Annotated in this window: 12 protein-coding genes; 8 read left to right on the top strand and 4 right to left on the bottom strand. The window is 67.4% G+C overall.

Going from position 1 to position 20,123, the window contains the following annotated elements:
- Window positions 1–15: 15 nt before the first annotated feature.
- On the top strand, window positions 16–1,401 hold the full coding sequence (locus ACQHII_RS30180; protein WP_427922224.1) for a DNA cytosine methyltransferase: 1,386 nt from the start codon (window positions 16–18) through the stop codon (window positions 1,399–1,401).
- Here ACQHII_RS30180 and ACQHII_RS30175 read toward each other — a convergent pair.
- Genes ACQHII_RS30175 through ACQHII_RS30165 form a run of 3 tightly spaced genes read right to left on the bottom strand, consistent with a single transcriptional unit; the run spans window position 1,376 to window position 5,407 of the window.
- On the bottom strand, window positions 1,376–2,254 hold the full coding sequence (locus ACQHII_RS30175; RefSeq protein ID WP_427922223.1) for a DUF6339 family protein: 879 nt from the start codon (window positions 2,252–2,254) through the stop codon (window positions 1,376–1,378). The two genes, ACQHII_RS30180 and ACQHII_RS30175, sit on opposite strands and share 26 nt — an antisense overlap.
- Complete coding sequence (locus ACQHII_RS30170) at window positions 2,251–3,246, bottom strand: hypothetical protein (protein ID WP_427922222.1); 996 nt, start codon at window positions 3,244–3,246, stop codon at window positions 2,251–2,253. Before ACQHII_RS30170 ends, ACQHII_RS30175 begins: the two co-directional genes overlap by 4 nt.
- A gap of 4 nt (window positions 3,247–3,250) precedes the next feature.
- Window positions 3,251–5,407, bottom strand: coding sequence for a helix-turn-helix transcriptional regulator (locus ACQHII_RS30165; protein WP_427922221.1), 2,157 nt, complete (start codon window positions 5,405–5,407; stop codon window positions 3,251–3,253).
- A gap of 590 nt (window positions 5,408–5,997) precedes the next feature.
- Here ACQHII_RS30165 and ACQHII_RS30160 point away from each other — a divergent pair.
- From ACQHII_RS30160 to drmB, 5 genes are all read left to right on the top strand, one after another.
- The gene (locus ACQHII_RS30160) at window positions 5,998–6,132 is read left to right on the top strand and encodes a hypothetical protein (RefSeq protein WP_427922220.1); all 135 of its coding nucleotides are present in this window, start codon (window positions 5,998–6,000) and stop codon (window positions 6,130–6,132) included.
- A gap of 160 nt (window positions 6,133–6,292) precedes the next feature.
- Window positions 6,293–11,056, top strand: a complete 4,764-nt coding sequence (locus tag ACQHII_RS30155) for a DEAD/DEAH box helicase (RefSeq protein WP_427922219.1) — start codon at window positions 6,293–6,295, stop codon at window positions 11,054–11,056.
- Window positions 11,053–12,957 carry a UvrD-helicase domain-containing protein gene (locus ACQHII_RS30150; RefSeq protein WP_427922218.1) on the top strand — a complete coding sequence of 635 codons (1,905 nt, stop codon included), beginning with the start codon at window positions 11,053–11,055 and terminating at the stop codon, window positions 12,955–12,957. Before ACQHII_RS30155 ends, ACQHII_RS30150 begins: the two co-directional genes overlap by 4 nt.
- Window positions 12,954–16,199 (top strand): helicase-related protein, encoded by a 3,246-nt coding sequence (locus ACQHII_RS30145; protein WP_427922217.1) that lies wholly within the window; start codon window positions 12,954–12,956, stop codon window positions 16,197–16,199. The genes ACQHII_RS30150 and ACQHII_RS30145 overlap by 4 nt, the downstream gene beginning before the upstream one ends.
- A complete protein-coding gene (gene drmB, locus ACQHII_RS30140; RefSeq protein WP_427922215.1) occupies window positions 16,196–18,064 on the top strand; it encodes a DrmB family protein in 1,869 nt (622 codons plus the stop codon). Before ACQHII_RS30145 ends, drmB begins: the two co-directional genes overlap by 4 nt.
- Window positions 18,065–18,196: 132 nt before the next feature.
- On the opposite strand, the gene ACQHII_RS30135 is transcribed toward drmB, so the two are convergent.
- Window positions 18,197–18,835 (bottom strand): ATP-binding protein, encoded by a 639-nt coding sequence (locus ACQHII_RS30135; protein ID WP_427922214.1) that lies wholly within the window; start codon window positions 18,833–18,835, stop codon window positions 18,197–18,199.
- Between the two features lie 226 nt (window positions 18,836–19,061).
- Between ACQHII_RS30135 and ACQHII_RS30130 the strand changes: the two genes are divergently transcribed.
- Both ACQHII_RS30130 and ACQHII_RS30125 read left to right on the top strand, forming a co-directional pair.
- The gene (locus tag ACQHII_RS30130) at window positions 19,062–19,910 is read left to right on the top strand and encodes a helix-turn-helix domain-containing protein (protein ID WP_427922213.1); all 849 of its coding nucleotides are present in this window, start codon (window positions 19,062–19,064) and stop codon (window positions 19,908–19,910) included.
- The gene (locus ACQHII_RS30125; RefSeq protein WP_427922212.1) at window positions 19,907–20,122 is read left to right on the top strand and encodes a DUF397 domain-containing protein; all 216 of its coding nucleotides are present in this window, start codon (window positions 19,907–19,909) and stop codon (window positions 20,120–20,122) included. The genes ACQHII_RS30130 and ACQHII_RS30125 overlap by 4 nt, the downstream gene beginning before the upstream one ends.
- Window position 20,123 lies beyond the last annotated feature (1 nt).

Genomic DNA, 20,123 nt, shown 5'->3' with positions numbered 1-20,123 from the left:
GCTAGACTCCGCCTCATGAGCAGCACGGCGCCCCAGCAATCGATTCTGGGCAATCCATACATCCTGGACCTTTTCGCCGGCCCGGGAGGCCTGGACGTCGCCGGGCACGCTCTCGACATCCGGAGTCTCGGCATCGAGTGGGATCGGAGCGCGTGCCTCACGCGGTACGCCGCAGGGTTGGAGACCCTCCACGCCGATGTGAGCGCGGTACGCCGGGACGCGTTCGAATCCCTGCCGCCGGAGATCAACATGCTCGCCGGCGGCCCGCCATGCCAGACGTACTCCGTGGCCGGGAAAGGTGCCGGGCGTCAGGCCCTGGAGGAGGTCAAGGGATACATCGAACGGCTGACAGCGGGTGACTCCGACGAGGCCATCGACAAGGATCTCAGCACCCTGAGCGACCCGCGGACCGCGATGGTGTTGGAACCCCTCCGGTACGCGATCCAGGCGACCCGGAGCCCGAACCGTGGTGGACGGCCCTACGACGTCATCGTCCTGGAGCAGGTACCGGCGGTCATTGCTCTCTGGGAGCACTACGCCACAGTGCTGGAGGAGACAGGCCTGCCCGACGGCACCAAGTACGACGTCACCGTCGGAGTCCTCTCCACCGAGACCTACGGGGTGCCGCAGACGCGGTCCCGCGCTGTACTGATCGCCCGCCGTGAGGGACTCGGCCCCCCCTATCTCCCGCAGGCCACCCACTGGGTCTACGACGCGAAAGCGTGGAACCGGCGGAACGGACAACAGACGGACCAGGCCCGGCAACCGACACTCGACGAGGACACTGAGCCTTTGGACGACTCGACCCTGCTGCCTTGGCGGTCGATGGGCGACGTCCTCGCGGACCCGGTGGGCGAACACCCAGGACGTACTGTGCCTTTCCTCGTCCGCTCCAACTACGGCAGTTCGGGGATTCCCGGCCGGCGTGGGGTGCGGACCGATCAGCAGCCGGCCACCACGGTCACCGGGCGCATTTCCCGTTTCGTGGTCTTCGAACATCTCGACGAGAACATCGTCTTCGAGGGCGACCGGTTCCACATGAACGAGGCGGGGATGCTACAGAGCTTCCCGCCGGACTATCCGTGGTCCGGCACGGCGCAGGCCCAGCAGGTGGGCAACGCAGTGCCGCCCCTGTTCGGCGCGCACCTGTTGAGTGCCGCGCTCGACCTGCCGGCACCGGATGCGGATGTGCTGCGCAAGCCCTGGCAGCGAGCCACCGAGAGCCAGCGGGCCAAGCTGCGCAGAGATGGTTGCGGTGATTCCGACTCCTGCACCGAGAAGTGCCCGAGCCCCTCCACCCAGCACCCTCCGCGCTCCGTCCCTCCGACGACGGGTCCGGCCGTCGTCGGAGCCGCACGGCGTCCGTCCGCACTCGTCAATCAGCGCTCTTCCTCCCTCTGACCGGCGCGGTCGCGAAGAGATCCTCGAAGCAGGCGGTGAGCGCGGCGACGGATTCCTCCGGTACCTGATCCTCGTCAGGGCCCTGAGGAAGGCTGTGTCTCCCCACCGGCGGCGCGGACTCGGCCTCCGCGACCCAGTCCCGCATCCGGGCGGGGTCCTTGGAGATGTCCGGCCCGATGACGTCGTAGATCAGCGTCGCTCCGGCTGCGCTGATCGCCGTGCAGAGACCGTTGATCTCGCGCCCGGTGGTGACCCGTCCGGTCTTCAGCAGTCGGACGATGGCCTGGGCCGACGGACGATGGTCGATCAGTTCCTGACGGAGGACGGTATGGATGAGGTCCTGGTTTCCGCACGCCGTCTCGACCGGCTCGTAGTCCGGACCGTTCCGGAAGAGTTCGGCGGCCCACCAAAGGCGGGAGAAGCACTGGCGGTCCGCGGCACCCCGGAACCGTTCGGGAACGATACGCCGCTCCGGCCTGTTCGGGGTCGCGGCCGAGAGATGCCGCCAGGTCACGTAGTCGGGGGCCACGGCGAGGGCGAAGTGGTTCCAGAGGCGTTTGTCCGCGGCTTCCCGTCGCGTCAGACGGAGTGTGGCGTGGAGCCGGGGCGCCAGCCACGCATCGGCCTGCGTCCGGTCCTCCCGGAACTCGAACATGGCGTCCTCGACCAGGCCCCGGAGCGGTTCGACCGCCCACCTCGCGTCGTCCTCGGGCAGCGGCTCCACGACCTTCGCCAGGTCGACGCCGCCGTGCACCTGTTCGCCCGCGATCAACTGTTCGGTGAGGAACGGGTCCATCGCCGAGGCGGCGAGCAGCCCAAGCCGTTCCGGCACGTGGTTCGGTCGGGTGATCATGCCTCACCTGCTCGGTTCGTCTGCTCCAGGCCCCGGATGACGAATCCGAGGGCCTTGCGGGCTTCGGCGCGGCGGACCGCCGCGTAGTGGATGCGGGTCTGGAGTTCCGGCCAGCCGGACTCCCCGGTGCGCCGTCGGTGGACCTGACGCAGTGCCTCCTCGACGTGCACCCCAGGAACGACGTCGGGAAGCATCTCCCTCAACACCTCACCCTGCCAGTCGGTCGGGAACACCGGGCTGCCCTCGGGTTCCACCTCCAGGTCGCCGACGGCGGCGTGGAACACCGCGGTCCAGACGTCGGTGGCCATCTGGGCGACCAGGAGGTCGCGCACCTTGCTCTCAAGTCCCGAACCGCCACTGCCCAACAGGTCCATGACGCCTTCGAGTTCGGTGTTGACCCACACGGTAGGGACGCGCGCCGCGGGGTCCACGATCCACGGGGCGTCGGCGTACGCGCGCAGCCATTCCCGGGAGCTCTTCTGGAACGAGGCCTTCTGCACTTCCAGTTGAAGCCCGCGGACGGGTTCCTCGGAGACGGTGTCGACGATCCAGCTACGGTCGGTCTCGGCGACGGCCCGTCCGGGCACGCCGTCCACGGTGCCCACCGCGAGGACGGCCAGAGTGGCCCGCCCCATGTGGTCGTCTCGGACGACCTCCAACGAACCGGACCAGTCCCGGCCGTCCTCCGTGTCGCGGTCGAGCCTCACGGAGGTACGGACGTTGGTCTCGCCGTCTGTCAGCACGGCGAGGACGGCCAGGTCGGACCATGCCGCATCGGGTGCGTTCGCCCCGGGGGGCAGGGTCGCCGACAGGTGGATCGCGGCGCTCACCCAGCCGTCATGACCGGCCACACCGAGAGCGACGGTCTGCTGTTGAGTGGAGTACGCGGTGGTCTCCAACGGGTCGCGGGTCCCGTCAGCGAGCCTGATCGACACCGAGGTCACCCTGAGCGAGACAGGCCTGTTGAGTCGTTTGTAGGGGTAGATCTTCACAGTGTCATTCCCCCTTGCCGGCCCGCAGTTCGACGACGAGGCGGGTGAACGTGGTTCTGACCGGATGGCTGGTGACGTCGGTGGCCCCCCGGAACTTCGCACGACGTGTCCCGGGCGAGAAGTAGAGGACACCGTCCTGCACCTCGCAGCCCTCGATCGCGACCAGTTCCGCCCAGTCCAGTCGCGGGAGCCCCCCTGAGCGCACGTCCAGTTGAGCGAACGGCACCATCGGAGTGATCTCGTCACCTTTGGGGATGCTGATCTCGGCGACGATCTGCCATTCCCCGGCATCGCCGACAGTCGCCTCCAGACCGTCCAGCACCGGGACCACCGGCCCTGTGGGAACCTTGGCCTGAGGTTTGGCGCGCACGGTCAACGCCTTGCGCAGGGCTTCCCCCCCCTCCGCCCTGGTACGCCGGGGACGGACCACGATCTCCTTGACCGCGGTGTTGACCTCGGTGGTCAGCTGGTTGATACGACGGTAGGCGGTGGGCGACCAGCGGAGGGTCAGTTCCTCTGTCTGCCCCCATCGATCGTGCTCGGGCGGTTCGGACGCCCGCAGGAACTCCTCGGCCTCCTTCGCGAAAGGAACCGATTCCCCCGCGGCCTCTCCCACCAGGAGAACGGCCTGGAAAGGGTTGGTCCCGACCGGCATCCTCGGTACACCGGCAGTCTTGACGGTCATCCGGTTGCCGCGCAGCGAGTGCACCTGGTTCTTGTCCCCGTCCCTGTCCTGCGTGTCCTCGGTGACCAGCAGAATCGCCTGATGCGTGCCCAGAGTGCCGGCGGCGCCTCCAGAGCGTGGCAGCTTCAGGGGCACGTTGCGTGCCGCCACCTGTCCGGCTTCGGTGAGCCGATCGACAGTGGCACCTTCGTAGTGCGCCCTGAGGGCTCGCGTCCGCGAGGGCTGTTCGCGAGTGGGATCCACCTGCTCCTCGGGGACGACGACCTCGCCGTTGCGCAGGGAGCGGACGGATGCCTCCAGCAGAGGGAGCCTGTTGCCACCGCCGGTCATCGCCGCCCAGAAGTCCCGCCCCAGGGCGGTGACCAGGCGTCGGTGCATCTTCTTCAGGTCCCGGGTGTCCTCGTGGGTGTCCTGGTCCAAGTCGTCCGGTTCGGCGTCGAGTTCGATGTCGGTCGCCTTCTCGTCGAGGCTGGCGACATCGTGCGCTCCGACGACGAGGAAGGAGGTGCCGGGCTCGTCGTTGTCGCGCGTGAGGTGCAGACGCTCCACCGTCTCCTCGTCCGCCCACCATGAGCGGACGACTTCGGCTCCCTCCGATTCGGGGTCCGGGCGGCCGAACCAGGCGGGGCCCGCGTACTGGCGGCCGTCGACCTGCCGCCAGGGCAGCTCGAGCCGTCCGACGACCCGCCGTTCCCTGCGACCCTCGTGCGGGACCGACAACGTGGAGTTGATGAGCACGAGCCCCAGGGCACTCGTGGCCCAGAGCGTCGCCTTGCCCAGTCCGTAGGAACCACCCGCACCGTGGCCCGACTTCAGGCTTTCCAGCTGACGTCTGACCACCGCGGCGAACTTGCCGTCCTCGTAGTCGTCACCGACGAGTCCCGAGGCGTTGTAGTCGTCAATCCGCAGCAGGAGCAGACGCCCCTTCTCGTACATGTCGCGCACCCCGGCGTCCACGACCCGGCCGACCTTCTGGCTGCCAGCACTCTCCGAGACGGCGGAGTAGTGCGGGAACAGTTCGTTCCAGAGGATCGCCTCTCGGAAGGCGTCGAGCGCCTCACCCGTCAACTCGTGCAAGGTGTAACGGATCCTGACCGGCCGTCCGTTCTCGGCGAGACGCTCGTCGAGGCTGTTCTGGCAGGTCTCCCGGGCGAGCACCTGTACGTCGGCGTCAAAGGCGAACGCGGCGGCATTGCCCAGGTCACGCCCGCCATCGGCATAACCGCGGCGGTGGTACCAGGTGATCGGCAGGCCGATCTGAGTGTCGGTGGTACGGGTGTGCACCGTGCCGAGGTCCGTGCCGAGCGCCCTGGCGATGTCGGCCATGACCGTGGGGCGCGGGGTTGACCTGCCAGTGATCCACGCGGAGACCGCGGCCCGTGTCAGTTGTAGTTCCTCGGCCAGTTCGGCCTGCGTCCTGCCCGCGAGTTTGAGCTGCCGGGCCAGCCAGGGCCCGAACTCCTCACCTGTCTCCACGCGCCACCTGCTCCTAGCTGGGAGCCACAGACGGATCGCCTGCGGCGACGAGGAGGCTAATTTGACGCAAGGAAGGCTGTCAACTGACAGTTGATCGCACCACAGGCTCCAAGCGGGTTGATTAAGCTCATCCAAATGCCCACATTGGTCCCAATTTGCCCTGATTCACCTTCTCGCCAGACAGGACCGTTCAGGTCGGACGGAACTGACATTGACGCCCTCCCATACGAACGGTAGGGTTTCACCCGGCGGATTAGCCGTCTCGTTCAACTTCTCCACAAGAGAAGGCGATCGACCTTTAGGAGAGCTCTGTCCAAAATTCAGATCTCTTCCACCCGGAACAGTTCCAGTAATTGCCACCGGCCTGCCTTCACCCTAGGCACTGGCGGAACACCAAGCGGACCCGCTACCGTGGTTCGGAGTAAGCGAAACGCAACTCAGCCACGGGGGTTATCCATGCCCGAATTCAACCCCCTGCCATATTTCTAAAATATACGACATCACAGGGGGCTTACATTTTCATGGACGGACAGAGCGACGACGATTACATGTTTTCGGGTCGCGACCTGAGTTCTTTTTCTTTGGCCATCATGACGGCGAAGAGCAAGGCGGAGGCAGCGAGCATCATCCAGTGGTTCGAGACGACCGACGAGTACGTCTCCGACAACTTTCCCGACCTGGCCAAGCAGGTCGCGGACCTTCCTGACGAGACACCCCACACCTGAGTAGAGTCCCCCCCCCACCAGCAACAACGCATGCCGTCCCGGAGCATCAGCCGTTTGGACAGCGTGGCGTGACGGAAGCGGATGGGCCGGCGAGACGTACCGCCGGCCCGGCGCTCCCCATTTTCTTCCGGACCTTTGCATCGACAGGAGTGCTGGAGCAATGACATCGCCGTCCGCTGCTGTTATCAGAACTGTTCTAGAACAATCATCCCGAGTCCTCCAAACCTATTCTGTCGACCCCGGTCTCGTGGCCGAGCACGCCAATGGAGAACGCCGTATCACCCAAGGCGGATACGGAGATCGTCAACTTTTTGAACTAGTTCAGAACGCAGCCGACGAGATCGCCTCCGAGCCTGGCGGAAGAGTCCATGTGGTCCTTACCGGGACCCATCTGTACTGCGCTAACGAGGGAAGTCCAGTCACTGCGGAAGGTGCGGAGACAATCCTCCGGATGAGCATGTCAAAAAAGCGCGGAGGCCAGATCGGACGTTTCGGTGTGGGCGTGAAGTCGGTGCTCGTCGTGACCGACGCACCTGAATTCTTTAGCAGTTCCGGAAGTTTCGGTTTCGACCGCGCCTGGTCGTACGACCAGATCCGTTCCGTCCCCGATGTGACTGCTCGCTACGGCCCGGAATTCGACGCTCCTGTACTCCGTATGGCCCGCCCGCTCGACATGGCGGCCGAGCGCGCCGGCGATCCGATCCTGCACGAACTGCTGGCCTGGGCGACCACCGTCGTCCGCCTGCCACTGCTCCCCGATGCCGACGACCGGCTGGGCAAGGACATGCATGGAGGCCGCGCCAAGGACCATGGTCTGCCCCGCGACGAGTTCCCCACCGGTTTCCAGCTCTTCTCCCCGCACGTCGCGATGGTCGTACTGGAGGACCGTCGCCCCCGTCCCGTGGCTCGCCGGGTTCTGACGACACGGCAGTCCGGTGATCTGCGCACCGTGATCGAGGAGAGGACCGGGAAGGCCACCGCCTCCGAGGACTGGCGGGTGTTCACCATCTCCCACGAGCCGGGGCCGGCCGCCCGCGCGGACGCGGGAGAACTCCACGACCGACTCGCCCTCGATCTGTCCTGGGCCGTCCCCGCTCTTCACGAGGACCCGGAGAGCGGGCTGTACGTCAACCCTCAGACGCGTGGCCGCGGCACGTTCTGGTCCTTCTTCCCCACGAAGTACGAGATGTCGTTGAGCGGCATCGTCAACGGCGCGTGGAAGACGAACGAGGACAGGCAGAACCTGCTGGACTCCTCTCCCTTCAACCAGGAGATGATCAGGGTCGCGGCGGCCTTGGTCGTCGATTCGCTCCCCGCGCTCGCCCCCGTCAAGGACCCCGCCGCCTACCTACCCCTGCTTCCCGGGCGTACCAAGGAAACGATCAGCTGGGCCGACGATTTCCTGACCCGGGAGATCTGGGCCTGTACGGCAACTCGTCCGTCTCTGCCCGACCAGGACGGCGTGCTGCGCGTCCCGACCGAGCTGCGCGTGCATCCTCGGCTCGACAAGGACCCCAAGAAGACGACCGGTTGGCTCCGGATGTGGCACGACTGCCCGGGACGCCCCTCGGACTGGCTGCACCCGTCCGTAGAGGTCGACACCCTGCGCTCCGGAAAGGTCCAGCACATCCTGGACGCGGCCGGGCACGCGCGGTCGGACGTCCGTGCGTGGCTGGAGGCCTTGGTGGAGGCGGGCGATGCCCCAGCCTCCGCGGTGGCGATCCGGATCCTCGCGGACATGGTCGAGTCCCGTTCCCCGCACGTGGCGGAGGCACGCAAAGCGCACATCGTGCTCACCGAGGAACACGGACTCGTACCGCCCGTGCCCGGTCGGGTCTTCCGTCGCGCCGAGCAGGACGGGCTACCCGAGTCCACGGTGTACGTGGTCGACGCACTCGGGCAGGACCCGTCGCTCGCCCACGCCCTCAATGTCCTCGGGATCCGCGAGGCCGATGTCGAGGGCCGCTTCGTCAGCGTCCTGGACCAGGGCTTCGACGACTACCGGGGAGCGGAGTGGGAGCGATTCTGGCAGTTGTTCCGCCTGGGCGGGATCCGTCGGTTGGGGCACAAGGTGCTGGAGCGGGTGACGACACCCCGCTCGATCCTGCATGTACGGACCGTCGACGGGCGGTTCCGCCCGGTCGAGGACTGCATGGTGCCCGGCCCGGTGGTCGACGCGCAACGCGACGAGACAGTGGCCGTGGACATGTCCTTCCACTCCGACGACGTGCCCTTCTTCGCACAGATCGGCCTGGTGGACCGCCCCGTCCCGGGAGTTCAGCCCAAGGAAGGAGAGGCCTGGTTCGACGAGTATCGGGAAGCCGTCCACTCCGCCTACCTGCGCGGTCTCGACAGCCGTGCCCCTCGTCCCACGCTGAACCGGATGAAGGTGGAGGGCGCCCCGATCGGTGGTCCTCTGCACCTCTTCCGCGCGCTCTCCGAAGAGTCACGAGCGGCCTTCCTCAAGGCGCTCCCCGACGATGCCGTGGTGGACAGCTGGACCCGTCAGATCGGCGCGCAGAGCGCGACACGTCAGGCCGTCATGTCCCCGATCCGCTGGATGTTGCGGAAGTACGGGACCGTCGCCACCTCTCAGGGACTCAAGCCGCTGCGCGAGGCGGTCGGGCCGCAACTCGGCGCCTATCGAGATGTCCTGCCGGTGGCCGACCTCTCCCCCGAGAAGGCCCGCAAGCTGCGGCTCCCCGCCACGATCGACGAGGTTCCGGGCGACAGGTGGGAGACGCTCCTCGACCAGGTGTCCCACAGCGAGGACGACGCGTTCGTCGGAGCCACGTACGTGATGCTGACCAGGGTCGGCGCGGACTTCCCCGAGGACTCCCTCACCCGCTGCCGGATCGGTGACACGTGGGGCACGCGCCCGGACGGCGAGATCACTGTCGCCGTAGGGACCGTCGAGTACCGAGCCCTGCTCGCCGAGCGGCTTCCGGCGCTGCTGATGCCGAGTGCCGGGGACGCCGAACTGATGGTCGAGAAGTGGGGCATGCTCCGCCACTCCGACGTGATCAGCAAGGAGACCCGGGAGGTCGTCGACGGCGACCCCGTGCCGCTGGTCGAGCTGTACCCCGGTCTGCGTCTGCGTCTCAACAGCTCGAACCGCAACAGCCTGGTGCAGCGCTGCACCGAACTGGAGGAGATCACCCGCACTCCCAACGGAACCCATGCCTCGCCGCTGGAGGCGGTGCGCCAGGACACCGTGGTCAAGGTCCAGGTGCCGCTGGCTCCCGAGCCGATGCTGCGTCTGATCGACCGTGAACTCGGGCTGGGACTGGGTGCGGCCGGCTGCCGGGCCGTACTGGACCACCAGGAGCAGGTGGCTCGGGACAGCGCGCTGCAGGCTGCGCGAAAGGCCGTGCGCGACTCCGATGACGTGGTGACGAAGATCGAGCTGCTGATCGGCGCGGACGCCCTACGGACCGGGCTGCCCGACGGGCTGGTGGAAGCCGAGAGACGGGAGACCGACGGGGCGGAGCCGTCCGACCGCCGGATCGCCCAGATGGCGTTCAACGCCCACGGGGACGGTGTGCTCCATCAGCACGCCAGGGACATCCAGGCCCGGTTCCCCGATGCACCACTCTCCTACAACGGCTCGTCGTCAGCGGTCGCCTTCGTGTCGAACCTGCGCCTCCCGGCCGCCTTCGCGGGCTCACGAACCCCGACCCCTCCGTCGACCGAGACCATCGACGGCCCCCGGGACTTCCCGAGCCTTCACGAGTACCAGGAGGATCTGGCCCGCAACATCACCACCATGCTCGACCGGCTGGCGCCACAACGTGGCATGCTCTCCCTGCCCACCGGCGCGGGCAAGACGCGGGTCACCTCCGAGGCCGTGATCCGTTGGGTCAAACGCGTCGGGGATCTGAAGGGACCGATTCTCTGGATCGCGCAGTCCGAGGAGCTGTGCGAACAGGCGGTACAGAGCTGGAAGTTCGTCTGGGGCAAGGTCGGGGCGGACTGCCCACTGACCATCAGCAGACTCTGGAGCAGCAGCGAGATCGGCAACGTCGTCGAGCACCCGCATCTCGTGGTCGCCACGGACGCCAAGCTTGAGCGGTGCCTGGAAACCGACGAGTACGCGTGGTTGCGCAACTCGTCGCTCGTGATCGTGGACGAGGCCCACACCGCCATCTCCAAGCGGTACACCGAGATCCTGAGCCGGCTGGGGCTCACCCAGTACGAGACAAAGCGACACCTGCTCGGTCTGACCGCCACCCCGTTCCGCAACACGAACGAGGAGGAGACCCGCCGGCTGGTGACCCGCTTCGGAAACCGGCGCCTCGACGAGGGCGTCTTCCCGTCCGGTGATCCCTATCGGGACCTGCAGAACTGGGGAATGCTCGCGCAGGTCGAACACCACACTCTGGAGGGCGGTCACATCGAGCTGACCCGGGACGAGAAGATCCAGGCCGACCGGATGGCGATGCTCTCACGGGCTGCCGAACAGCGGCTGGCCGACGACCACGAGCGCAGCCGTCGTATCGTCGACGCGGTCGCCGATCTCCCTGAGGGCTGGCCGACCTTGCTCTTCGCCACCTCTGTGGACCACGCCAAGTATTTGGCGGCCCTGCTGAACGACCGCGGAATCCTGTCCGCGGCCGTGGACGCCACCACGAGTGCCCAGGAGCGGCGACGGAGGGTGGAAGAGTTCCGCAACGGACGCATCCGGGTCCTCACCAACTACGGTGTTCTGGCCCAGGGTTTCGACGCTCCCGCCACGCGTGTCGTGGTGGTCGCCCGCCCGGTGTATAGCACCAACGTGTACCAGCAGATGATCGGTCGTGGTCTGCGTGGCCCGAAGAACGGCGGCGAGGAGACCTGCCTGATCCTCAACGTCAGCGACAACATCGCCAACTTCGACACCAAACTCGCATTCACCCAGTTCGAGCACCTCTGGAGCCGCGCGTGATCGACGCCTACCTCGACAGTCCCTCGCTCACTGACGAGCAGCGGGCAGTCGTCGAACAGCCTTGGGACGCGCGGGTCCTGGTCACCGCCGGGGCCGGCGCGGGCAAGACCCACACCCTGGTACGTCGGCTCGACGCGCTGTGCGGGAACGAGGATCCGGAAGCGGCTCTGGAAGCCGCCGAGATCCTGGTGCTGACGTTCTCCCGGGCGGCGGCCAGGGAACTGCGCGAACGGATCACCCGGCACGGTGAACGTGCCCATCGGGTGCGCGCCCGGACGTTCGACGCCTGGGCCTACGAGGTGCTCCTGCAGTCGCGTCCGGATGTCGAGTGGGGCACGGTCGCCTTCGACGAGCGGATCGCAGCTGCGGCGCAGGCGGTCGAGAAGGGCGCGTTGGAGATCGGCGACGCCGTCCCGCCGGCGCACGTCGTGATCGACGAGGTGCAGGATCTGCTGGGCGGACGCCGCGAGTTGGTGGAGGCGCTTCTCGACCGGTACCAGGAGAGTTGTGGCTTCACGGTGGTCGGAGACGCGGCCCAGTCCGTGTACGGGTTCCAGATCGAGGATCTCGCCGAACGGGCCGACGAGACGGGCCGGTTCTTCGACTGGCTGCGCTGCTCCTACCCCGACGACCTGGTGGAGTTGCGGCTCACCCGGAACTTCCGCGCCACCACGCCCGAGGCCCGGGTCGCGTTGGCGTACGGCCCCCGCCTCCAGCGGCTCTCCGACCCGGGCGAGGCGGAGAACCTCTACGACGGGCTGCGCGACCTGCTCCTGGACCCGGCGAACGGCATGGGCGACCTCGACGACGAGTTCACCCTGGCGGGCCTCAGGGACCTGACCGACACCTGCGCCGTCCTCACCCGTGACAATCAACAGGCCCTCGTGGTCTCCGAGTTGTTGCATGCGCACGGTGTCGACCATCGGTTGCGGCGACCGCTCGAAGAGCGCCCGGTTCCTTACTGGGTGGCCGAGCTGCTGCGCCGCACGGAGGCAACCAGCCTCACCGAGGACCGGTTCTCCTCCCTGCTCATGGAGATCCCTTTACCGTACTCGCCGGACGCCAGCGCGCTGTGGACGGTGTTGCGTCGGGTGGCGCGCGGCGCCGGACGCGGTGTGCTGGACGTGGACCGGTTGCGTCGCACGGTCGCCGAGGGCAGGTTCCCCGACGAGGGCGCCGACCCCGAGACGGCACGGATCGTCGTCTCAACTGTCCACCGGGCCAAGGGCCTTGAGTTCGACCGGGTGGTGGTCCTGTCCCCCCCGACCGTCGCGGATCTCCACAAGCGGTACAAGGACGGACTGGACCTCCCCGCCGAGGCCCGCGCCCTGTACGTGGCGATGACTCGTCCGCGCCAGGATCTCTACCACGTGACGCCGCCCGAGCTGCCGCACTTCAAGAGATCCGGCAGACGACACGACGGCCGCCTCTTCCTGGGTTCGTGGCGGTCGTACGACAGATTCGGGATTGTCGCCGCCGCGGGCGACGTGAGCCGGGACGACCCTCCCGGCCGTGGGACGGACGCCGCGGCCACCCAGGCTCATCTGCTGGACCGGGTCCGTCCCGGCCAGGAAGTGGTGCTGCGCCGACGGCACAACCTGCCCATGGGCGATGCGCAGAGCCCGCCGTACGTCCTTCTGCACGACGGCCGGGAGATCGGGGAGGCGTCGCGTCGGTTCCGCGAGGGGCTGTTCCAGGTGCAGAAGGTCAGCCGCACCTGGGACCCCTGGTGGCCCGACGAAATCCACGGTCTGCGGATCGACACGCTGGAGACGGTGACAGGCAGCATCGCCGCTGGCGCCAACGCGGGACTCGGTGACCGAGGCGTGTGGATCGCCCCACGGATCACCGGTATCGGCCGATACCGCCGAGCCGACATGGACGAGGAGCAGAGCGCATGACACACGGGGCAGGCCGGCACGCTGAGCACTACCGGGTGCGTGACGAGGAACTTCTGGCGGGACTCCGCCGTGAACTGCTCGGCCCCTCGCCGGACGCGGCGGCGGAGGAGCGCGAGGAGGTCCTCACCCAGGACGCGCCCATCGACCGCTATCTGACCGGTGTGCTCTATCCGCGGGCCACGAAGGCGCTCAGAGACGAGAACGCCGCCGAGGTGGACGGCTTGGACGTCGCTCCGGAGCTCCGACGTGAGGACTCCGAGGAGTCCGGAACCGCGCAGGAGGTCGCGGCCGCCGGGGATCGTCGTCCTTCCTCCATGGGTCTGACCTTCGCCGTCGACCCGACCGAGAGCGGTTCGATCGTCGTGTCGTCGCGCGCGGCTGTCTACGAGCCGACCGACGCCGACGGCAAGCGGATCTCGGCCGGCAGAGCCGAGGCCCGCACCACCGCGGACCAGCGGGAGCTGTGGCGCCGCAAGGAACTCGACCTCCCGGACTTCCCTATCGATGTCACGACACCCGACAGCGACAGACGAGAAGATCTCGACGAGAAGGCCCAGCTCCGGGTGAACGTCCGCCGCCCGGACCCGGACACCGGCACGGTGACGGTCACCGTCACGCTGGTCAACACCCAGAAGGTGGGCGAGCGGGACCTCCAAGACGCCTTCGCCCTGTTCCAGTGCGCTCTGACGGTCCGGGCCACCAACGGTTCCACCGCCTTCGTCGAACGTCCCGCCTCGGCTGCGGCGTACGACCCGGACATGGCCACGAGCAGGCTGCTGCACCGTCATGCCCCGACCTTCGCGGTCGGTCACGGCTGTGCCGCGGCCTGGGACTGGACGCCCGCGCCGATCGGCGTGAACGAGGCCGTACGGGCCGGCGTCCCCGAGATTCGGAGCGTGTTCGTCCCCACCGTGGAAGTGCTGCTCACCGACTCCAACCCGGAGATCGACAGCTCGGCGCTGTCCATGCTCGGTCTGGCGGAGCGGCCCGACATCGAGGTTCTGGCCGCCCTGGAGGATCTCGCCTCGGGCTATGAACGCTGGATCGACCGGAAGGCGGTCGAGGCGGACGCCCTGGTGGGCGGCTCCCACGAGAAGCCTGCGCAGGACCAGGTGGCTGCCTGCCGCGAGGCGCTCGACCGGATCCGTGAGGGGATCGGGTTGTTGCGGACCGAGCCCGATCTGATGCGCGCGTTCCGGCTCGCCAACCGTGCCATGGCGGACCAACGGGCCCGCAGCGCCTGGGTGAAGAACGGGCGCCACGGCGCCCCCGACCCGACCGAAGGCCGTTGGCGTCCATTCCAGATCACGTTCATCCTGCTCTGCCTGGCCGGGATCGAGAACCCCGGACACCGCGACCGGAAAATCTCCGACCTCCTGTGGTTCCCCACCGGTGGTGGCAAGACCGAGGCCTACCTGGGACTGATCGCCCTCACCTCCTTCCTCCGCCGCATCCGCCGAGGCGCGGACGGCGGTGGTGTCGTCGTCCTCATGCGCTACACGCTTCGACTGCTCACCCTCCAGCAGTTCGAACGCGCGGCGATCCTGCTCTGCGCCATGGAGAGACTGCGGCGGAACACACCCGAGTTGGGCAGCGAGGAGTTCTCCGTCGGCATGTGGGTGGGACGTTCGGCCACCCCCAACAAGCTCGCCGAGGCCGATGCCCGGCTCGCGGAGCTGCGCGCGAACCTGGACAAGCGGCTCGCCACCGAGAACCCGGTTCAACTGCACGCCTGCCCTTGGTGCGGAACCCGTCTCGACGCCCGGGACTACGAGGTCGACGAGGTGGCACCGCGGATGCACGTCCGTTGCCCCGGGGAGGGCTGCGACTTCGCCGACGGGCTGCCCGTCCACCTGATCGACGAGGCGGTTTACGCCGCCCGGCCGACGTTGGTGATCGCCACCGTCGACAAGTTCGCGTCGATGCCCTGGCGCTGGGAGACCGCCGCTCTCTTCAACCGCGACGACCCGAACGGCAACACTCCTCCCCCGGAGTTGATCGTCCAGGACGAACTCCATCTGATCTCAGGCCCGTTGGGGACGCTTACCGGCCTGTACGAGACAGCCGTCGACGCTCTCGCCGACCAGCCCAAGGTGATCGCCTCCACCGCCACCATCCGTCGAGCCGCGGACCAGGGTCGGCATCTATTCGACCGCGAGGTACGCCAGTTCCCGCCCGCCGGCCTGGACGCCCGAGACTCGTGGTTCGCAGTGGAGACACCCCGCGAGGAGAAGGCGAGCAGGCGCTACGTCGGCCTGCTGGCCCCCGGTACCAGCCAGTCCACCCTGTTGATCCGTACTTACGCGACACTGCTGCACCGGGCCGGGCAGGCACAGACCACCGACGATGTGCGTGACGCGTACTGGAGTCTGGTCGGCTACTTCAACAGCCTCCGACTGCTCTCCGCAGCCGAACTTCAGGTCCACGACGACGTGATGGCCTACCTCGAAGTACTCGCGGAACGTGAGGGTGTGGCGGCCCGCCAGGTCACCAACTACTCGGAGCTGACCAGCCGCATCGACGCCAGCGATATCCCCACCCGCCTCAAGGGCATCGAGAAAAGGCTCCCCGACCAGGACACCGTGGACGTGCTACTCGCCACCAACATGATCGCGGTGGGTGTGGACGTGGACCGCCTCGGCCTGATGGCCGTGATGGGGCAGCCGCAGACGACCGCCGAGTACATCCAGGCCACCAGCCGCGTCGGTCGCGCCCATCCCGGTCTGGTCACGGTGATGCTCAACTCGGCCCGCTCTAGGGACCGTTCACACTACGAGAGCTTCCAGCACTACCACTCGGCGCTCTATCGCGAGGTCGAGTCCACCTCCGTTACACCGTTCTCGGCGCGCGCCCGCGATCGGGGGCTGCACGCGGTGATCGTGGCACTGGCCCGCATCCTGATCCCGGCCGCCCAGGACAACAGCGGCGCGGGTGCGGTCGATTCCTACGAGCACGTCCTGCGGGGACGCATCAAGTCGGTGCTCATGAACCGCGTCCGCGAAGTCGCCCCGGAAGAGGCGGACGCCGTGTCCAGGGCCTTCGACGAGTTCGTCGACTGGTGGTGCGATGCGGCCGACATCAACAGCGGCCTGGTCTTCGAGCCCCCCAAGGGCCACAGTCGGATCCCTTCACTGCTGAAAGCCTTCGACGACAAGGTCGAGGACGCCGAAGCGTGGTCCACGCTGTGGAGCCTGCGCGACGTCGACGCCGAGTCCGCCCTGTTCCTGGAGGGAACCAGATGACCCCGCCTCCCGCCCGCCGTCGCCGCACCCCCGCGAACGGCGCTGCCCCCACCCAGAACCTTCCACGGCGCGGTACGGTCCGCCGTGCGCAGGCGATCACCACTTACGGCGTCGGATCACTCATCGCCGTGGATCACGAGTCCTTCGTCGTCTCGGGCCTGGACAGCGCGGACGCGAGCTGGAGCGCCGAGGAGTCCCCCAGGATCCATGAGCGCCGGCTGGAGCGGCTACTCGAAGTGGACCACTTCCGGCTGCCCCCTGCGTCCGACGACCGCAGCAAGGACGGAGTACGGGTCCGCCGTTTCCCCCTCATGCACTCCTGCCCCGAGTGCAACGAACTCCAGCGACACCGTGACTTCAACCCGCCACCGGGCCGGAGCGTCTGCGGCACGTGCGAGGTCGATCTCGTGCCCTCCCGTTTCGTGGTGGCGTGCGAGAACGGGCATCTTGGGGAGTTCCCCTATTGGCAGTGGGTGCACCGCTCCACCGAGCGGGGTGCATCCACAGCGGGCCAGTGCGGCGGCCGGCTCAAGCTCCGAACGTCCGGCCGTACGTCGTCGCTCCGGTCGATCCTCGTCTCATGCACATGCGGAAAAGCACCCGAGGTCTCGATGGAGGGTTCCTTCCGCCGGAACGCGCTCAAGGACCTGGGCCTCAAATGCTGGGGATCCCGCCCATGGCTCGGTTCCTCCGTCCCCGCACCGGAGTGCGGGTTGGCTCTGCGCACGCTCCAACGTGGTTCCTCGGCGGTGTGGCAGCCGGTGCAGAAGTCAGCGCTGTCGATCCCGCCGTGGAGTGACAGCCGCACCGATCCACTGGCCGAGCACTGGAAGGCGTTGCGCAGCAGACACGACAACCGCGGGCGGGTCCAAGACTATCTCGACGGAGCGTTCCCGGCAGGGTGCCCCATCCCGCTGGACGAGGTGATGACACTGCTGGCCGCCGAACGCGAGGAGGATCCCGAAGTCGAAGCACAGCCCTCCTTCGACCATCGATACCGCGCCCTGCGCGTCAAGGAGTACGAGAGCCTCCGCTCGGGCAACGACGCGAGCGAGCACGTACGCGAGGAGCAGTTCGTCTGCGAGACCCCACTGGGCAACAGCGACGTGCTCGTCCCGCTGGGCATCACGGGCCCGATGCTCGTCAAGAAGCTCCGCGAGGTGCGCGCGCTGAAGGCCTTCACCCGGCTCGCCGACCCCGACTCGACGACCGACACGAAGGAAGTACCGCTGTCCGCGACCCCCCTTCGCTGGCTTCCGGCCATGGAGGTACGCGGCGAGGGTGTGTTCCTCCGACTGTCCGAGGACCGCCTCGGCGTCTGGGAGAAGGTCCCGGCCGTGACCGCCCGGATCGAGCGGATGCGTGCCGCCCACCAACGGCTGTTGGACGAGCGGGCGGGTGACCTGGGCGAAGCGATCCCTTCCCCGGCCGCTCCCCGTATGGTGCTCCTGCACACGCTGGCCCATGTCCTCATCAACGAGTGGAGCCTGGAGGCGGGGTATCCGGCCGCAGCGCTCCGGGAGCGTCTGTATGCCGCCGACGACATGGCCGGCGTACTCGTCTACACGGCGACCAACGACTCCGCCGGAAGCCTGGGCGGGCTCGTGGCCCAAGGCGAACCCGGCCGTCTCGATCAGGCGATCCGCTCGGCCGTCCACCGCGCCGAGTGGTGTTCCTCCGACCCGCTCTGCGTGGAGACCGAGGCGTCGGGCACCGGCGGCACCAACCTGGCCGCCTGCCATGCCTGCGTGATGCTCCCGGAGACCAGCTGCGAGCACAACAACATCCTCCTGGACCGCGCACTGCTCGTCGGTACCCCGGAAGATCCTCACCTCGGCTTCTTCGCGGAAGTACTGCAGCAGTGACGTTGGACGGCCGTGGCCGTGGCCGTGGCCGTGGAGGCATCGACACGAATCGGCATCTTCAACCGCCAGCGCCGTGATGGGGTCGGGACCGGGAGCAAGAGCGCGCGCTCTGGTTCCGGTCTCCGAGCCCACTCATGGTTCTCCCCACTCGTCCTCCACGTCGAACTGGGTCTGCGCACGGTCCAGGACCTCGTCCACGTCACACCCGTGCGCCCTGAGCCAGCGAAGAAAATCCGTGATGGCAGCGACCATCACTTCTTCGGCGGTCGCCCTGCTCAGCCGACTCGAACGCACCTCGCAAGGCAGCTCTGCCGCGGCATAGAGCGTCAGCAGCACCTCGGCCCGTGTGACACCCGCCTCGTCGACATGTCCGGTAGGCGACGTCAGCCCTGTCTCCAGCTCACACCAAGTCACCTTTCGGTCGAGGTGGAGCAGAACGCCCCAGCGGTCGGCGACTCCGTCGACGAGGGCCATGCCCCGTCCACCCTCGGAGTCGGAGGCCGCCTCGACGAGAGTGGGCAGGGCTCGCGTGTCGGGGTCGTGCACCTCGATCCGCAGGCGAGTTCCGTTCATGGAGACCGCGAGCGTGGCCGGGGTGCCCGCGCCGACATGCGTGATGACGTTGGACACCAACTCGCTCACACAGAGCTGAGCCCCGTCGGTCACGTCGTGCAGGCCCCACATGCCCAGGTGCAAACGCATGATGCGGCGCAGCGCAGCCACCTCCTCAGGATCCGCCGTAAAGGCCAGGTCCCACGGCTTTCGTGACATACACGCTTCTTGGATCACCAGGACTCCTCTCGTGGCATGACGTCTCCGCATAGTCGCCGGAGCGTCACATGCCCTCACCGTGAGTGGCGTTGACGACCAGAGTGACGCCGACACATCCCGTCATGCAATGTGCAGGAAGAGATTCCCACTTCCGAGTGATTGGCATGCAGAGGTCTTGGCGCGAGACTGAACACCCGCTACTCGACGGATTGTTGAGAGGTTTGAGATGGCCGGTTCACCGACGGCGCGCCGTCGCCGTCTCTCGATCGAGCTGAAGAAGCTCCGTGAGACGAACGCGTTCACCTGCGCGCAGGTGGGCCAGGCGCTGGACTGGAGCGGCTCCAAGGTCAACCGTATGGAGACGGGCAGCGGCCGGGTCCAGCCGTCGGACATCGACGCCCTGTGCCGGTTCTATGACACGACCGACGAACTGCGGGAGTTCCTCAAGTCGTTGGCTCGGGAGGCCAAGACTCGCGGCTGGTGGCAGGTCCACGGTGCCGGTGTCCCCGAGTGGTTCAACATCTACATCGGCCTGGAGCAGGACGCTTCCACGTTCCGGCAGTACCAGTGCGAGGTAATCCCGGGACTTATGCAGACCGAGGCGTACACCGGTGAACTCCACAGGACGGGAGCCCACATGTCCGCCGAGGACATCGCCAGGGCCGTTCAAGTTCGCATGGAACGGCAGGCCATGTTGACGCGGCCCGACTCCCCCGATGCCTGGTTCGTGGTGAACGAGGGCTCCCTGCGCAACGTCATCGGGGATCGGGCGTTGATGCGAGAACAACTCGAACGCGTACTGGAATCAGCCGAGTTGCCGAGCGTGACTCTGCAGGTCCTCCCGTTCGACTCGGGCACATATCCAGCTACGGGCACGTTCACGATCCTGGGCTTTCCCGCTCCGGAGGACCCAGACCTGGTGTACCGGGACGGCATCACCGACGCTGTGTACCTGGAGGGCGAGCATCACGTTCGCGAGTACACGAAAGCGTTCGACGGCCTGCGCGCTGCGGCGCTCAGCCCTCAGCGTTCGACCCAGTTGATCAAGTCCGTTCTGAAGGAATACGCAAGTTGAACAGTGCAGAGGCCGGTACCCGCAACCGTCTGGTCTGGTTCACGTCGTCCTACAGCAACGGCGCCGGAGGTGAGTGCGTCGAGTGGGCGACGACCGATGGCCGCGCACTCGTGCGTGACACCAAGAACGACACAGGCCCAGTGGTCACCGTTCGAAGCGGCCCTTGGCATTCCTTCGTCCAGGCCTTCAAGAACAGCGAGTCGGCGGACTGAA

It is taken from the genome of Streptomyces sp. cg40, assembly GCF_050320165.1.
In the GTDB taxonomy this organism is placed as follows: domain Bacteria; phylum Actinomycetota; class Actinomycetes; order Streptomycetales; family Streptomycetaceae; genus Streptomyces; species Streptomyces hokutonensis.
Note: the sequence above shows the minus strand (reverse complement) of the source record. Positions and strands in the feature narration are given on the sequence as shown.

Excerpts from the sequence above, each read along its gene's own strand:
- ACQHII_RS30155 (WP_427922219.1), top strand. The coding sequence starts at position 6,293 with ATGACATCGCCGTCCGCTGCTGTTATCAGAACTGTTCTAGAACAATCA.
- ACQHII_RS30145 (WP_427922217.1), top strand. The coding sequence starts at position 12,954 with ATGACACACGGGGCAGGCCGGCACGCTGAGCACTACCGGGTGCGTGAC.
- ACQHII_RS30135 (WP_427922214.1), bottom strand. The coding sequence starts at position 18,835 with ATGTCACGAAAGCCGTGGGACCTGGCCTTTACGGCGGATCCTGAGGAG.
- ACQHII_RS30160 (WP_427922220.1), top strand. The coding sequence starts at position 5,998 with ATGACGGCGAAGAGCAAGGCGGAGGCAGCGAGCATCATCCAGTGGTTC.
- ACQHII_RS30130 (WP_427922213.1), top strand. The coding sequence starts at position 19,062 with ATGGCCGGTTCACCGACGGCGCGCCGTCGCCGTCTCTCGATCGAGCTG.
- ACQHII_RS30180 (WP_427922224.1), top strand. The coding sequence starts at position 16 with ATGAGCAGCACGGCGCCCCAGCAATCGATTCTGGGCAATCCATACATC.
- ACQHII_RS30175 (WP_427922223.1), bottom strand. The coding sequence starts at position 2,254 with ATGATCACCCGACCGAACCACGTGCCGGAACGGCTTGGGCTGCTCGCC.
- drmB (WP_427922215.1), top strand. The coding sequence starts at position 16,196 with ATGACCCCGCCTCCCGCCCGCCGTCGCCGCACCCCCGCGAACGGCGCT.